The sequence below is a fragment of the Staphylococcus sp. HMSC055A09 genome (assembly GCF_001809655.1).
GTDB lineage: Bacteria > Bacillota > Bacilli > Staphylococcales > Staphylococcaceae > Staphylococcus > Staphylococcus capitis.
Genome location: NZ_KV798369.1, coordinates 1195616 through 1210176, shown reverse-complemented (window position 1 = coordinate 1210176; position 14561 = coordinate 1195616). Strand labels below are relative to the sequence as shown.

Genomic DNA, 14561 nt, shown 5'->3' with positions numbered 1-14561 from the left:
GTGTCGGCAGTTCGACTCTGTCCTGAACCATTCGCTATTTTTGGCGGTTGTGGCGAAGTGGTTAACGCATCGGATTGTGGTTCCGACAATCGAGGGTTCGATTCCCTTCAACCGCCCCATAATCGTATTATACTACGCGGGTGTAGTTTAATGGCAAAACCTCAGCCTTCCAAGCTGATGTTGTGGGTTCGATTCCCATCACCCGCTCCATTTTATTAATCCACAGTAGCTCAGTGGTAGAGCTATCGGCTGTTAACCGATCGGTCGTAGGTTCGAATCCTACCTGTGGAGCCATGGCTCCTTGGTCAAGCGGTTAAGACACCGCCCTTTCACGGCGGTAACACGGGTTCGAGTCCCGTAGGAGTCATACAAACAGAAGTGAAATATCGCTTCTGTTTTTTTATATCTTAAATAAAATTCAATAGTGGAGAGTTGTCCGAGTTGGCCGAAGGAGCACGCCTGGAAAGTGTGTAGGCGTCACAAGCGTCTCGAGGGTTCGAATCCCTCACTCTCCGTACAAACGCGCTTATAATGGTTTAAATCCATTATAAGCGTTAATTTTTTGCATTCTTTTAAATCCTTTTGTATCAACACTTTGGATGTGTTTTGTAAAATTCTACTTCTGAATAGTTTTTATTCATTTTAAATTTTTAGTCAAATTGTGACTATGAGTATGATAATTAAGCTTTATTATAGTCACAACATTTTCTAATTTAGTCACAGAAAATCTCATTTAAATATTTAACTACTTCTTAATCTTCTTTGTTCTCAAATTCTTTTATTAAGAATCACTTTCTGTGGCGACAGGAAACATCATTTCTTATCTTTACTAAAATACATCATTGTTATAACAAGCGAGTAAACAAAAAGAAAAATCATTATAAACGTTACCATATATGAGTTCCTCCTTTTATCTGTATGAATTTATTTTAATTATATATTTATATATTAATTCAACATAGTAAATCTTATTTAATATTATAACATTCATAAAGGTATAATTAATATATGCTTATCAAAAATAACGTGTTAACCCCCTATATATTTTAAGCTAAAGTACTGATAATTATGCAGTGAATCGTTATAATGAGTATTGTATTTAATTTTGGAGGAATGCGTTGTGGGTTATTGGTTAAAAGAACAATCACAATTAAATAAAGATAAAATTGCAGTGGCCACTGATGAACAATCGTTAACGTTTAGTGAGCTGTATGAGAAGGCTTATGATTTGGCACGCTACATTCAGTCACTTCATAAGAAAAGAGTAGGTTTATTTATTAAAAATGATTTAGATTCGGTCATTCTTATACATGCTTGTTGGATTGCTCAAATCGAAATAGCGATGCTCAACACGCGTTTAACTGAGCAAGAAATGAGAAATCAGATGAAATCAGTTCGTGTTGATACCATATTACATACGATGCCTCTAACAATGGAGGATTTTAAATTATACAACATTGAAGGTCTTAGAAATTTTGCACCTCAACAACTCCAATCTAAGCAATTCAATTTAGAAGATATTGCATCTATTATGTTCACTTCTGGAACGACAGGCCCACAGAAAGCTGTGCCACAAACGTTCCATAATCATTTAGCAAGTGCCACAGGTTGTAAACAAAGTTTAGGATTTGATCAACATACAAAGTGGCTATCAGTTTTACCTATTTATCATATTTCTGGTCTGAGCGTTATTTTAAGATCAGTCATTGAGGGATTCACGGTTCGCTTAGTTGGTAAATTTAATACTGATAAGATGCTTAATATTATTAAAGATGAAAACATGACGCATGTCTCACTTGTTCCTCAAACATTAAAATGGTTGATGGATGGTGGTCTTACACAACCATTCTCAATAGAAAAAATTTTACTTGGAGGAGCAAAACTTTCTTCTAATCTGATAGAGCAAGCACTTGCCAATCAGTTACCAATTTATAACTCTTTCGGTATGACAGAAACATGTTCGCAATTTCTAACAGCTTCACCTGAAATGTTAGCTCAAAAACATGATACAGTTGGTAAACCGAGTGATAATGTAAAAGTAAAAATTAAGAATCCTAATCAAGATGGTCATGGTGAACTTCTTATCAAAGGTGAAAATGTGATGAATGGTTACTTGTATCCTGAGAATTTGACTAATACATTTGAAGACGACTTTTTCAAAACTGGAGATATTGCTGAGATAGATGAAGAAGGTTTCGTAATGGTTTATGATCGTCGTAAAGATTTAATTATAAGTGGGGGAGAGAACATTTATCCATACCAAATAGAAACAGTTGCTAAACAATTTAATGAAATTTCTGATGCAGTATGTGTAGGTGTTGCTGATGATACTTGGGGACAAATTCCTGTGCTTTATTTTGTTTCTGAAAATGAAGTCAATAGAGAAGAATTGTTAAACCATTTTCAACAGAATTTAGCAAAATATAAAGTGCCTAAAGCCTTCTATCAAGTAGAGAATTTACCGTATACCTCTACAGGAAAACTACAACGTAGCAAAGTATCATATAAAGGAAACCAATTATGATTATTAAAGCTATTCAATTATACACGTATAAACAACCTTTCAAATCTCCCATTATTACACCTAAAGTTAAACTTTATGAACGTGAAAGTTTAATTGTTGAAATAGTAACCCAAGATAGTCAATCTTTTTATGGTGAGTGTAATGCGTTTACGACGAATTGGTATGATGATGAAACGATAGATATAGCAGTCCATACGCTCAATGAGTGGATACCTCAGCTTATTGACAAAGAATTTAATTCATTTAGAGAGTGGTCTGTTTATTTAGAGCAACTTGAGGAGACCCCAGCGACTCGTTCAGCTATCGTTATGGCAGTTTATCAAATGTATCATGAGTTATCATCTTTCTCAGTAACCTATGGTGCGACAATAAGTGGTTTAACAAATGAAAAGTTACATAAGCTTTATGAAACACAGCCACGTCGTGTTAAACTTAAGTGGTCTTCACAACTTGTTGAAGATATCAATGCTATACATCAAAATGATATTCATTGTGATTTAGCACTTGATGCGAATGAATCGCTGAATGTTGAATCATTTTCAAAGATTAGTGAGGTTAATCAAGCGAATATCATATATATTGAAGAACCGTTTAAATCATTAGAGAATTTAAATGCAATGAATGTGAGCGAATATCCACCTATAGCTATCGATGAGAAGGCGACTTCTATCAAAGATATTGTTTCAATTATTGAAAAATTTCCTATTCAATTAGTTGTTTTAAAGCCGTATAGATTAGGTGGTATTGATAAAGTTTTAGAGGCAATAGATATTTTAAAAGAAAAAAATATTAAATTTGTAGTCGGTGGCATGTATGAATTTGGATTAAGTAGATATTTTACAGCAATGTTAGCTAAAGAGGGAGATTATCCAGGTGATGTTACACCTTCCGGATATTACTTTGAAGAAGATTTAGTGAGAGATTCAGGCATTTTAAAAGAGGGAATGATTCATTTTATTCCCCCTAAAGTACAAAAAACTAAACTAACAAAACTTTAATGTTTATGTTCTGATGTCGATTGTTTATCTTTTTTTAATGGTACTGGATCGAAACCGCCTTTATGAAATGGATGACATTTCAAAATGCGGCGTATACCTAAATAAAGCCCTTTAAATGCACCATGATATTGGATTGCTTCTCTCGTATATTCCGAACATGTTGGATAAAATCGACAAGTAGGTGGTGTCAACGGTGATATAAAACGTTGATAAAATACAACTAGCGCTAGAAAAATCTTTTTTATCATGGTATTGCGCCTCCAACAAATTATTTAATAGATTTATTTTAACATAGTAAGAGGGGATGTGTGGATTGTGGAGTTTCGTGATAAAGACAATCGAACGGTCACTTTAAATTTTAAAACGAATAAGGATACGCCTAATGGTAATCACGTACTCACGATTCCAATATATAATCATCAACTCTTATTTACTCGACACAAAGTCCGTGGAATTGAATTCCCTGGGGGTAAAGTTGAGTGCGGTGAAACACCATTAGATGCGGTTTTAAGGGAATTATATGAAGAGACAGGCGCAATTGCCGAGAAATGTATTTATTTTGCGCAATATAAAGTTAACACAAATGATCATAGTACATTTCTTAAAGATGTATTTTTCATTGAAGTAAGTCATTTCATTGAAACTTCAACTTATTATGAGACAAATGGTCCATGTCTATTTGAAAATGTTTCCAACATACCTAAGGATAAGCAAAGTTTTTTAATACAAGATGCGACGATATTGAAATGTTTAGAAAGGGTGAGAGCGCTTGGATTTTACAAAAATTAAGAAAATGCCAATAGACGCTCATACGCATCATTTTGATGAAGTAACCTATAAAGTAGATGGATTAAATGTCAAAGCTTTAATGATGACACCAGTAGAACAAAATGTAATTCAACGTATAGTTATATATCTTCGCGGTGGAAAAGGACAAGTAGGTCGTGTAAGAGCTGCAAGATTAATGCAGTTTGCAAATGAACATACGCTAGTTATAGGGCCATATTATAGAGGTAATAATGGTAGTGAAGGTAAAGATGAATTTTATCGAGGAGATTTGAATGATGTAATACAATTAATTCGACTTTTACATGATAAGTATCCCTCAGCATATATTCATATGATAGGATTCTCACGTGGTGGACTACAAGGTTTATTAACCTTTCAAGACTTACCTGTAAATAGCTTCATCATATGGGGAGGCGTCTCAGATATTCATTTAATGTATGAGGAACGTGTTGATTTAAGAGGGATGTTAAGACGAATGGTGGGCCATCCTAAAAAAGATAAAGACGCTTATGAACAAAGAAACGCGATGAAAACCATTGATTCTACCAGCCCTCCTATATTAATTGTTCATGGAGGTAAAGATAAGCAAGTTGGCATTCACCAAGCTTATGATTTAGAAGAAAAGTTGACAGCTAAGAGGGTGTACTACGAAACGTTTTATCAACTAGATGAAGGTCATGTGCCACGACCTCCAGCAATGAAAGAAACATTATCTAAAATTCAACAATGGATGACCAATATTGAAGAAACTAAAAATAATTTGTGATATCAAATTTTAAATCAAGATAGAGATATATTAAAAAGGGTGAGACAAACGTCTCACCCTTTAATAATTGGAAATATTTATTTATTGAATGCACCTTTTTCAGCAATATGTTCTACTTCTGAACCAAACTTTTTAAAGTTTTCCTCAAATTGATTAATTAAGTCTTGAGCTTGTTCATGATATTTATTTGCATCACTCCAAGCGTTCACTGGGTCTAAAATAGTTTTTGGCACATCTTTAATTTCAACTGGGATATTTAAACCAAATGTTTCATCTTTTTTATATTCAGCATCTTTTAACTTTCCTGAAATAGCTTGGTTTACCATCTGACGCGTATAGTGTAAGCTGATTCGGCGTCCTACACCATATTTTCCACCAGTCCATCCTGTATTAACTAAATAAACGTCAACATCATGTTTATCGATTAATTCACCTAATAAATCAGCGTAAACAGTTGGATTTAATGGTAAGAATGGTGCTCCAAAACATGTTGAGAACGATGGTTCAGGCTCAGTTACTCCACGTTCTGTACCGGCTAACTTAGAAGTGAATCCACTTAAGAAATGATACATTGCTTGATCTTTGGTTAGTTTGGAAATAGGAGGGATCACACCAAAGGCATCAGCAGTTAAGAAAATGATTGTATTAGGATGAGCTGCTTTTGAGGGTAACACGATATTATCAATATGTTCGATAGGGTAAGCAGCACGAGTATTTTCAGTGAACTTATTGTCATCGAAGTCTACTGTACCATCCTCTTTTACGACTGTGTTCTCTAATATAGTGCCGTATTTAATTGCATCATAAATTTGAGGTTCTTTTTCTTTAGAAAGGTTGATTGCTTTGGCATAGCATCCACCTTCAATGTTAAATACACCATTTTTGTTCCAGCCATGTTCATCATCCCCAATAAGTTTTCGTTCTGGATCAGCTGAAAGGGTTGTTTTACCAGTGCCTGATAGTCCAAAGAATAAAGCGACATCACCTTTTTCACCTACATTAGCTGAACAATGCATGCTCATGATATCTTGCATTGGTAAAAGGTAATTCATTACTGAGAAAATACCTTTTTTCATTTCTCCGGCATATTCAGTGCCACCAATTAAAATGACTTTGTGCTTGAAAGAAATGATGACAAATGTTTCTGATTTAGTGCCATCTACTTCTGGATCAGCTTTAAAGTGAGGTGCTGATACAATTGTGAAATTAGGTTTGATATTTTTAGCTTCATCTTTAGATTCTGGACGAATAAACATATTATGCGCGAATAAATTATGCCAAGCCAATTCATTAATCACAGTTAATTTTAAACGTGAATCTTTGTCGCTTCCTGCATAACCATTAAATACGTATAATTCATCTTTTTTACCTAAATAATCTAGAACTTTATTATAAAGTTTTAAAAAAGTTTCCTCATCAATAGGTTGGTTAATGTCTCCCCAATCGACATTATCTCTGTAAGAAGGTTCAGTTACGATAAATTTATCTTTAGGTGAGCGCCCCGTATATTTCCCAGTACTTGCATTCACTGCACCTAATTCAGTTAATTTCCCTTCGTTATTATCTAAAATTTTATTGTATAGCTGAGTTGTTGAGAGTTGAAACTGTGTTGATGGTTTCTCTAGTAAATTTTTTATTTTTATTGTTTCTGTGTATGTGTCTACTGACATACTCAATCCCTCCAAAGCAATAGTAGTTATGTAAGCCTTTACATTTAAATAGTATAACACATTAATTTTATTAATCCACAGTTAACATAAGCATTTAATGAAAATCATAAATTGACATTGAACCTTGAATTCGGTACTATTATTCTTAACGGATTCTCTTATCCTGAGTGGTGGAGGGACATGGACCCAATGAAACCCAGCAACCTCTTTTATGATAAAGAAAGGTGCCAAACCGTTTGCAGACATATATCGTCTGAACGATAAGAGCGAATGGACGTTTAAGGGCCTTCTCTCTATCTTGATAGTGATGAAGGCTCTTTTATTTAGCTCTCAAATAAAAGAGAATTTTCGTAATTTATATTAAAGGAGCAAAACATGACTTATAATAAACGATTATTTACTTCAGAATCAGTAACTGAAGGTCATCCCGATAAAATTGCAGATCAGGTATCAGATGCAATTCTAGACGAAATTTTAAAAGACGACCCAAATGCGCGTGTCGCTTGTGAGACAACAGTAACGACTGGTATGGCGCTTATTTCTGGTGAAATTTCAACATCAACATATGTTGATATACCTAAAGTAGTGCGTGAAACAATTAAAAATATTGGTTATACAAGAGCTAAATATGGTTATGATTTCCAAACTATGGCAGTTTTAACCGCTATTGATGAACAATCTCCAGACATCGCACAAGGTGTTGATAAAGCGCTAGAATACCGTAATGAAATTTCAGAAGAAGAAATAGAAGCGACTGGTGCAGGAGATCAAGGGTTAATGTTTGGGTATGCCACTAATGAAACAGATACGTATATGCCATTACCAATTTTCTTATCACATCAACTTGCTAAACGTTTATCTGATGTGCGTAAAGATGAAATTTTAGATTACTTACGTCCTGATGGAAAAGTACAAGTAACAGTTGAATATGATGAGAACGATCAACCTAAACGTATAGATACAATTGTTGTATCTACTCAACATGCTGAAGATGTTGAATTGGAACAAATTGAAGCAGATATTAAAAAACATGTCATTTACCCTACAGTATCTGATGATTTATTAGATGCTGATACTAAATTCTTTATTAACCCTACAGGTCGTTTTGTTATCGGAGGACCACAAGGGGATGCAGGATTAACTGGGCGTAAAATCATTGTTGATACTTACGGCGGTTATGCACGTCATGGTGGCGGTTGCTTCAGTGGTAAAGACCCAACTAAAGTTGACCGCTCAGCTGCTTATGCTGCACGTTATGTTGCTAAAAATATAGTAGCTGCGGAGTTAGCTGATCAATGTGAAGTGCAATTAGCCTATGCCATTGGTGTGGCTGAGCCAGTATCTATTTCAATCGATACATTTGGTACTGGTAAAGTTTCAGAAGCTAAACTAGTTGAAGCGGTTAGAAATAATTTTGACTTAAGACCAGCTGGAATCATCAAAATGTTAGATTTAAAACATCCTATTTACAAACAAACTGCTGCATACGGTCATTTTGGCCGTACTGATGTTTTACTTCCTTGGGAAAAATTAGACAAAGTTAATTTACTTAAAGATGCGGTCGAATGATAACCATAGCTTTCAAAATTAAGAGAAATAAATATTAATTAAATGTCGAAAAATTGATTTTTTTCTATTATAATGAGAGTTATTGAAATGGTTAAAGGAGCGTTGTTGTGATGAGTTTATCTTCACCGATAGTTATAGGCTTAATCGTTGCAATTATTGTGGCAATTCTTTTCTTTATTCTCTTTTTAGTAGCGAATCACAGTAAAAAGAAAATTAAAAACCAAACAGAAGCCCAATATAAAGAAAAAGAGCAACATATGAAAGAATCTCATGAAGAAGCCTTAGAAAAAGAAAGAGTTGAAAATAAAAAGGCTGTCACAAAACAAAAAGAAGATTTTGATGCGACAGTAAGCAGTAAAGATAGAGAAATTGATGCATTAAAACTATTTTCTAAAAATCATAGTGAATATGTAACAGATATGAGATTGATTGGTATTCGTGAACGTCTTGTTAATGAGAAGAGAATTCGTCCTGAAGATATGCACATTATGGCAAATATCTTCCTACCAAGTAATGAATTTAATAATATCGAACGCATCAGTCATCTTGTTTTAACTAGAACTGGTTTATATATCATTGATTCTCAACTTTTAAAAGGTCATGTGTATAATGGTATTAGTGGTGCTCAGTTCAAAGAGTTACCAACAATGTCTCAAGTATTCCAAACACTTGATTTAGATGAATCTACACCTCAAACATTAGTATTAGATCAAAATGAAGATCAACAATCTTTATCATTTGTTAATTATTCTGAGAAGATTAAACATATTCAAAATCTTGCAGGTGATTTACAAAGTGAATTAAACACTAAATATACACCAACTTCAATTTTGTATTTTAATCCTAAAAATGATGGAGATGTTACAATTTCTAATTATAATCAGGCTTCTAATGTTAAGGTTCTAGTTGGGCCTGAACAACTCGATGAATTCTTTAATAAATTTGTATTCCATGGACGTATTCAATATAACGTGGACGAGTTACAAACTATTATGGATAAAATAGAGTCTTTTAATTAATTAATACAAACGTAAGAAATTGATTTTCTTACGTTTGTATTTTTTTATTTGAACAGGGTATAGAAATCTGAAGAGAGAAAATCATATTAATATTTTTACAGTTAAAATGAATCGTAATATGATAGACACTAAAGCATAGATGAGGAGTGAATATGATGGAAACAGTTCAATTTTATAATGGTAGAGAGATGCCTAAAGTAGGTTTGGGGACTTATAGAGTTGAGAATGGTGATCAATGTAAAGATGCTGTGAAACATGCTATTGAAAATGGTTATAGAAGTATTGATACAGCCAAAATATATGGTAATGAAGAAATGGTTGGTCAAGGGATAAAAGAAGGGCTAGCTTCTACAGGTTTAAAACGTGACGATTTATTTATAACTTCTAAATTATGGTTAGAAGATTATGGTCGTAATAATGTTGCACAAGCTTATGAAACAACCATTCATAAATTAGGTTTAGATTACTTGGATTTATATTTAATGCATTGGCCTGGAACAAATGAAGCAGTCATGATTGATACATGGCAGGGAATGGAAGATTTATACAAAGATAATAAAGTTAAAAACATCGGTGTAAGTAATTTTACTCCTGAAAATTTTGAAGCTTTACTCGCTCAGGTATCTATAAAACCTGTTATCAATCAAGTTGAATTTCATCCATATTTAATTCAAAAAGACTTACGTAAATATTTAGAAGCACAAAGCATCGTTATGGAATCTTGGTCTCCGTTAATGAATGCTAAAATTTTAGAAGATGAAACTATCAACGAAGTCGCAAATGAGATAGGTAAATCACCTGCACAAGTGATTATAAGATGGAATGTTCAACATGGGGTAGTTGTTATTCCTAAGTCAGTGACGCCGCATCGTATAGAAGAAAATTTAAATGTATTTGATTTTGAACTTTCTGATGCTCAGATGGAGAAAATTGATAGTTTAAATAAAGATGAAAGAATGGGACCGCATCCTGCCGAGTATAACGGGCATAAATAATAATGATTATAAAAAAGCACTCTGATACATGTATCAGAGTGCTTTTACTATGGTCTTTTTTTAAATAGTCAACAGTATTAAAGATGAAATCCTATATAACAAGCTATAAATCCAATTAAAAATTGCAGTAGTGAATATCCTATAAAATGACCTAGTTTAAAATTGGGTGTCATGAAATGAACTAATTCATTTGTAAGTGTAGAGAAAGTAGTTAATCCGCCTAGAACTCCTGTTATAAAAAATGGTGATATCCAGTCATTTGAAATTGAAGAACCCAATGTTATCCCGCCTAGAAAACTACCTAAAATATTAACTATTGAAGTTGCTATAGGAATAGCAGAATTGAATTTTTCATTACATATATTTGTTATAAACGCTCTAATTACAGCGCCTAAACCTCCACCTAACATAACAAGAAGGATAGCTAACTTCATAATTGACCTCCTATTTTAACTCCTAAGTAACAGAAAATGATACCTAGGATGTAACTTGTCAGTCCATATATGATAAGCATCATAAAATTGTGATGATCAAATAATTGGACGAGTTCGAATTGAAAAGTGGAGAAAGTCGTCAAGGCGCCTATAAACCCTGTTGTTATTGCTTTTTTAACTAGAGGATACTTTTTAAATAGGGTAATTGTCAAAGTGCCAATTAGTCCCATTAAAAAAGCACCTAAAAGATTGACTATAAAGGTGCCTAAGGGGAATCCCGAACTATCATTAAGCGTTGAAAAAGCGTAACGTAGTAATGCACCCAAAGCGCCACCAATAAATATATATATGTACTGCATGGGATTAACACCTCATTAACGTTTTAACATTTTAATTTTATTTTGTTACGTTTGATTAATTAAATATAAAACCAAATGTGTGTAGTGATGAAAGAATGTGTATCACAATAACTATAAATATAATTAAAGGTAGAAGTTTACTTGCTACTTTTATCCAATCTTTACTTTCTCTTGAATATTTAATTGATTTATCCGCAAAAATAATAGATAAAATTAAGATAATAATATTTACTATTGATGTAGCAACCATTAATTTCATAAATGAGCCTAAAATATGACTCAATAAAGAATTGTTAGTATTAAAGAAAAAACTAACAATAATCATAAGTATACTTAAGTAAAAGTATTTCTTAGAACGTGCCATACGTTGCCTCCTTGATTTACATCATTACAATATACTATCACATTTTATGAATATGAGAATAGTAAAAATAATTTGATCATTATTATAAAGATTAATGTCTCTTTTTAAACAGCGATTTTAAGGCATATCATTCGCTTGTGTGAACGGTGCATGTTATAAATATCTTATAAAGTTTTAATAATAACACGTGAAAGCTATAATTCTATTATAATTATAAATATACATACATATCTTGTTTTAAAATACTTATGAATTATCGTATTGAACGTATTGAGTTAAGGAGGAACAACAAATGACGAAGTTAAATGTAGAAGTATTTGCAGATGGCGCTGATATAGAGGAAATGAAAGCTGCTTATAATAATAAGTATGTTGATGGTTTTACTACTAATCCTAGTTTAATGGCTAAAGCAGGGGTGACTGATTATAAAGCATTTGCTGAAGAAGTAGTTAAAGCAATTCCAGATGCATCTATTTCTTTTGAAGTTTTTGCGGATGATTTAGAAACTATGGAAAAGGAAGCTGAAATCCTTAAACAATATGGTGATAATGTTTTTGTAAAAATACCTATTGTAACAACAACAGGGGAATCAACGCTTCCCTTAATTAAAAAATTATCAGCTGATAATGTGAGATTAAATGTCACAGCAGTTTATACCATTGAACAAGTTAGAGATATTACAAATGCTGTTACTGAAGGCGTACCTACATATGTTTCAGTGTTTGCTGGTCGAATAGCTGACACTGGTGTAGATCCACTACCTTTAATGAAGGAATCTGTTGAAGTTACTCATAGTAAAAAAGGTGTTAAGTTACTTTGGGCAAGTTGTCGCGAAGTGATTAATGTTATTCAAGCTGATGAAATAGGTGCAGATATCATCACATGTCCAGCTGATGTGGTCAAAAAAGTTAATTCAAATTTGGGTCGTAATATTGAAGAACTCTCAATTGACACAGTTAAAGGTTTCGCTAAAGATATTCAAAGCTCAGGTCTTTCTATCTTGTAAAGCTTAATTGTAGTTAATTTATAAAAGCAATCGATGAAGAAATAACACTTCATCGATTGCTTTTTCATTGAAGATTTTTAAGAGTGATTGCAACAGTATGATAAATAATTTATGATTTATAGTAATTATTAGATTTGAGGAGCGTACTCCAATTTATGGGCAAAAAGACGTTTAAAGAAAAGGTTCAAAAACAATTATGGTTTTTAAATAAAAAAGAAAAAGAACAATTGAATAAAAAGCTAAGTCAGTTAGATAGTGAAGATAATGTAGATTTTAATAAACCCATTCAGTTTTCTAATCGTTATCTCAAAAATCATATATACGAGCATAAAAGTACTACTTCAGGTAAAACCTTTATATTACTATTTAGTATTGTTGTAACATATGCTTTATTACTTGGATTATTTTTAACAGGTTTGATAACAAGTTTAACTTCAGTTCATTACTTTATTAATCCTAAAGTTGAATTATCTAGTTTATTAGTAATTATCATTTTAATAGCAGCAATCTGTATAATGATATTGAGCCTTTATTTAATTAAAATAATTACAGCATTATTTACAAAAAAATTACTAGAATTAAAATTTAATAAGCGCTAGTCTTTTCAATGATTTGAGCAAGAGTTAAACTTTCTTGCCATTTTTTGGATACCAGTGTATAGGGGATTTAAGTACGAAGTAGAGTCGTATTGTCGAAAATGATAATAGTAGAATCTACAGAAGAGTGAATTCCAATAATTTTACGTGCGTTAATAAAATATTTTATTGATGCACGTTTTTGTGTTAGTGGGAATAAAATTGTATCTCGATTGATATAGATAGGTATTAGTTTATTTATATTTAGTAATCTTTTAGCTTTTGACGATTGCACTTGTAATGAAGTGTGATTCAACTCAAGTAGATAGTGAATCATTTTCTGTGGTGTAAAGGGGACAGTGATATGATAGTCAGAGTATTGTATACGTGTTTCTGTCTCATTAGATATAGCAGTTTTTAAATAAAGTAAATGTCTCGTTGAATAAGTAGTCATGTTGTTCATTCCTTCATGGTTATTTAAGATTATTTAAACATTTTTGTTTAGTGGAGTTTTTAATTTTCTTTATAGAAGTTAGAGATAAATTCATGTGCTGGGCTATCTCATATTGTTTAAAGCCTTGAATATGAAGACGCAGCCATTGCGCTTCTTGTGGTTTGAGTTGATCAGAGAAGTCTTCTAACACTAAGTTAAAATCATTGAGGAGAATTGTAGAATCATAAGAATTGTGAAGATGGGCATCAAGAGTGATTTGATTGGATCTATTATTTTCTTTCCTAAAATGGTCTATTAAATGATATTTCAATCTCGTGAAGAGGTATGTACTTATCGAGGTTGATTTTTGTTCATCGTAATTTAGAGTGAGTTGCCACATTTTAATAAGTAAGAGTTGATAAAATTCATCATAATTATAAGTGATGTGATAGTGATTTAACAAATAATGAATAATTTTATTATAGTTTTTATAAACTTCTTCAAATTCCAAAATATGCACTCCTATTTATGTACATAAATATTATTTCCGGATAAAAAGAAGATAACTTACTTTATAAAAATTATCATTTGCGTAATTTTCCAATAAGGTGTTAAATAGTAAGCATAGACTTATTAAAACTCAAATAAAAAAGCATAAAATTGACATTAAAATGATAATTCAACATAAATAAATTTGGTATGCACTAAGGGAGGTTAATATGGATTACGCACACTTAAATTTAGAGCACTTTTTCGCACGTAACGATGATTTAGACGTAATTAGAGATCGTTCTGATTTCGTCATGATAAATAATTTTACTAATGAAATGAAGTATCGTGATGGTGAAATTGAAGGGACAATTGATTTAAATCAGTATTATTATAAAAATCGTTCACAAGCGGCTAGTTTTGTTATGATGGAATATAAAAAGTCTTAATTCATATAATATAAAAATCGAGGTTGCTTATCATCATTTAACGTTTTTTCTCATGATTAATACCCTTAATAATAGAGATTTATTGCTAGTTTTACGTTCTATTATTAGATGTAGACACTCAT

At 32.2% G+C, this 14561-nt stretch carries 16 protein-coding genes, 5 tRNA genes, 1 pseudogene and 1 riboswitch; of the genes and pseudogenes, 15 read left to right on the top strand and 7 right to left on the bottom strand.

Going from position 1 to position 14561, the window contains the following annotated elements; all coding sequences use genetic code 11:
- The first annotated feature begins 43 nt into the window (after window positions 1-43).
- The 7 genes from HMPREF2642_RS11155 to menC all read left to right on the top strand — a co-directional run bounded on the left by HMPREF2642_RS11155 (window position 44) and on the right by menC (window position 3522).
- A tRNA-His gene (locus tag HMPREF2642_RS11155) sits at window positions 44-119 on the top strand.
- Between the two features lie 17 nt (window positions 120-136).
- Window positions 137-210 (top strand) — tRNA-Gly (locus tag HMPREF2642_RS11150).
- A gap of 9 nt (window positions 211-219) precedes the next feature.
- Window positions 220-294 (top strand) — tRNA-Asn (locus HMPREF2642_RS11145).
- Window position 295: 1 nt separating this feature from the next.
- Window positions 296-367: transfer RNA gene (locus tag HMPREF2642_RS11140), tRNA-Glu, on the top strand.
- A gap of 59 nt (window positions 368-426) precedes the next feature.
- A tRNA-Ser gene (locus HMPREF2642_RS11135) sits at window positions 427-515 on the top strand.
- Between the two features lie 605 nt (window positions 516-1120).
- The gene (menE, locus tag HMPREF2642_RS11130; protein ID WP_002434680.1) at window positions 1121-2524 is read left to right on the top strand and encodes an o-succinylbenzoate--CoA ligase; all 1404 of its coding nucleotides are present in this window, start codon (window positions 1121-1123) and stop codon (window positions 2522-2524) included.
- Window positions 2521-3522 (top strand): o-succinylbenzoate synthase, encoded by a 1002-nt coding sequence (menC, locus tag HMPREF2642_RS11125; protein ID WP_049427393.1) that lies wholly within the window; start codon window positions 2521-2523, stop codon window positions 3520-3522. The genes menE and menC overlap by 4 nt, the downstream gene beginning before the upstream one ends.
- On the opposite strand, the gene yidD is transcribed toward menC, so the two are convergent.
- The gene (gene yidD, locus HMPREF2642_RS11120) at window positions 3519-3767 is read right to left on the bottom strand and encodes a membrane protein insertion efficiency factor YidD (protein ID WP_029625717.1); all 249 of its coding nucleotides are present in this window, start codon (window positions 3765-3767) and stop codon (window positions 3519-3521) included. The two genes, menC and yidD, sit on opposite strands and share 4 nt — an antisense overlap.
- A gap of 70 nt (window positions 3768-3837) precedes the next feature.
- Here yidD and ytkD point away from each other — a divergent pair, with 70 nt between their 5' ends.
- Window positions 3838-4311, top strand: coding sequence for an RNA deprotection pyrophosphohydrolase (ytkD, locus tag HMPREF2642_RS11115; RefSeq protein ID WP_049427390.1), 474 nt, complete (start codon window positions 3838-3840; stop codon window positions 4309-4311).
- The gene (locus tag HMPREF2642_RS11110; protein ID WP_049427387.1) at window positions 4292-5077 is read left to right on the top strand and encodes an alpha/beta hydrolase family protein; all 786 of its coding nucleotides are present in this window, start codon (window positions 4292-4294) and stop codon (window positions 5075-5077) included. The genes ytkD and HMPREF2642_RS11110 overlap by 20 nt, the downstream gene beginning before the upstream one ends.
- A gap of 77 nt (window positions 5078-5154) precedes the next feature.
- On the opposite strand, the gene pckA is transcribed toward HMPREF2642_RS11110, so the two are convergent.
- A complete protein-coding gene (gene pckA / locus HMPREF2642_RS11105; RefSeq protein WP_002434740.1) occupies window positions 5155-6747 on the bottom strand; it encodes a phosphoenolpyruvate carboxykinase (ATP) in 1593 nt (530 codons plus the stop codon).
- Between the two features lie 155 nt (window positions 6748-6902).
- A riboswitch (SAM riboswitch) is annotated at window positions 6903-7014 on the top strand.
- A 108-nt stretch (window positions 7015-7122) separates the two neighbouring features.
- On the opposite strand from pckA, the gene metK reads away from it, so the two are divergent.
- The 3 genes from metK to HMPREF2642_RS11090 all read left to right on the top strand — a co-directional run bounded on the left by metK (window position 7123) and on the right by HMPREF2642_RS11090 (window position 10330).
- On the top strand, window positions 7123-8316 hold the full coding sequence (gene metK / locus HMPREF2642_RS11100) for a methionine adenosyltransferase (protein WP_023350065.1): 1194 nt from the start codon (window positions 7123-7125) through the stop codon (window positions 8314-8316).
- A gap of 110 nt (window positions 8317-8426) precedes the next feature.
- On the top strand, window positions 8427-9335 hold the full coding sequence (locus HMPREF2642_RS11095) for a nuclease-related domain-containing protein (protein ID WP_002434861.1): 909 nt from the start codon (window positions 8427-8429) through the stop codon (window positions 9333-9335).
- Between the two features lie 155 nt (window positions 9336-9490).
- The gene (locus HMPREF2642_RS11090) at window positions 9491-10330 is read left to right on the top strand and encodes an aldo/keto reductase (protein WP_049427380.1); all 840 of its coding nucleotides are present in this window, start codon (window positions 9491-9493) and stop codon (window positions 10328-10330) included.
- Between the two features lie 77 nt (window positions 10331-10407).
- On the opposite strand, the gene HMPREF2642_RS11085 is transcribed toward HMPREF2642_RS11090, so the two are convergent.
- The 3 genes from HMPREF2642_RS11085 to HMPREF2642_RS11075 are packed head-to-tail and all read right to left on the bottom strand — an operon-like array spanning window position 10408 to window position 11487.
- Complete coding sequence (locus HMPREF2642_RS11085) at window positions 10408-10764, bottom strand: fluoride efflux transporter FluC (protein ID WP_023350066.1); 357 nt, start codon at window positions 10762-10764, stop codon at window positions 10408-10410.
- Window positions 10761-11123, bottom strand: a complete 363-nt coding sequence (gene crcB / locus HMPREF2642_RS11080) for a fluoride efflux transporter CrcB (RefSeq protein ID WP_023350067.1) — start codon at window positions 11121-11123, stop codon at window positions 10761-10763. Before crcB ends, HMPREF2642_RS11085 begins: the two co-directional genes overlap by 4 nt.
- 55 nt (window positions 11124-11178) lie before the next feature.
- Window positions 11179-11487 carry a hypothetical protein gene (locus HMPREF2642_RS11075; protein ID WP_002434733.1) on the bottom strand — a complete coding sequence of 103 codons (309 nt, stop codon included), beginning with the start codon at window positions 11485-11487 and terminating at the stop codon, window positions 11179-11181.
- A gap of 292 nt (window positions 11488-11779) precedes the next feature.
- On the opposite strand from HMPREF2642_RS11075, the gene HMPREF2642_RS11070 reads away from it, so the two are divergent.
- Together HMPREF2642_RS11070 and HMPREF2642_RS11065 are read left to right on the top strand one after the other, a co-directional pair.
- Window positions 11780-12493 (top strand): transaldolase, encoded by a 714-nt coding sequence (locus HMPREF2642_RS11070; RefSeq protein WP_002434689.1) that lies wholly within the window; start codon window positions 11780-11782, stop codon window positions 12491-12493.
- A gap of 155 nt (window positions 12494-12648) precedes the next feature.
- On the top strand, window positions 12649-13092 hold the full coding sequence (locus tag HMPREF2642_RS11065; protein ID WP_049427378.1) for a hypothetical protein: 444 nt from the start codon (window positions 12649-12651) through the stop codon (window positions 13090-13092).
- On the opposite strand, the pseudogene HMPREF2642_RS11060 reads toward HMPREF2642_RS11065, so the two are convergent.
- Window positions 13079-13522 (bottom strand): annotated as a pseudogene (locus HMPREF2642_RS11060) (competence protein ComK). The gene HMPREF2642_RS11065 and the pseudogene HMPREF2642_RS11060 overlap by 14 nt on opposite strands.
- 19 nt (window positions 13523-13541) lie before the next feature.
- Window positions 13542-14012 carry a sigma-70 family RNA polymerase sigma factor gene (locus HMPREF2642_RS11055; protein ID WP_049427376.1) on the bottom strand — a complete coding sequence of 157 codons (471 nt, stop codon included), beginning with the start codon at window positions 14010-14012 and terminating at the stop codon, window positions 13542-13544.
- Window positions 14013-14220: 208 nt separating this feature from the next.
- Here HMPREF2642_RS11055 and HMPREF2642_RS11050 point away from each other — a divergent pair, with 208 nt between their 5' ends.
- Entirely contained in the window at window positions 14221-14439 is a 219-nt protein-coding gene (locus HMPREF2642_RS11050) for a hypothetical protein (RefSeq protein WP_002434817.1), read from the top strand.
- Window positions 14440-14561: the final 122 nt, after the last annotated feature.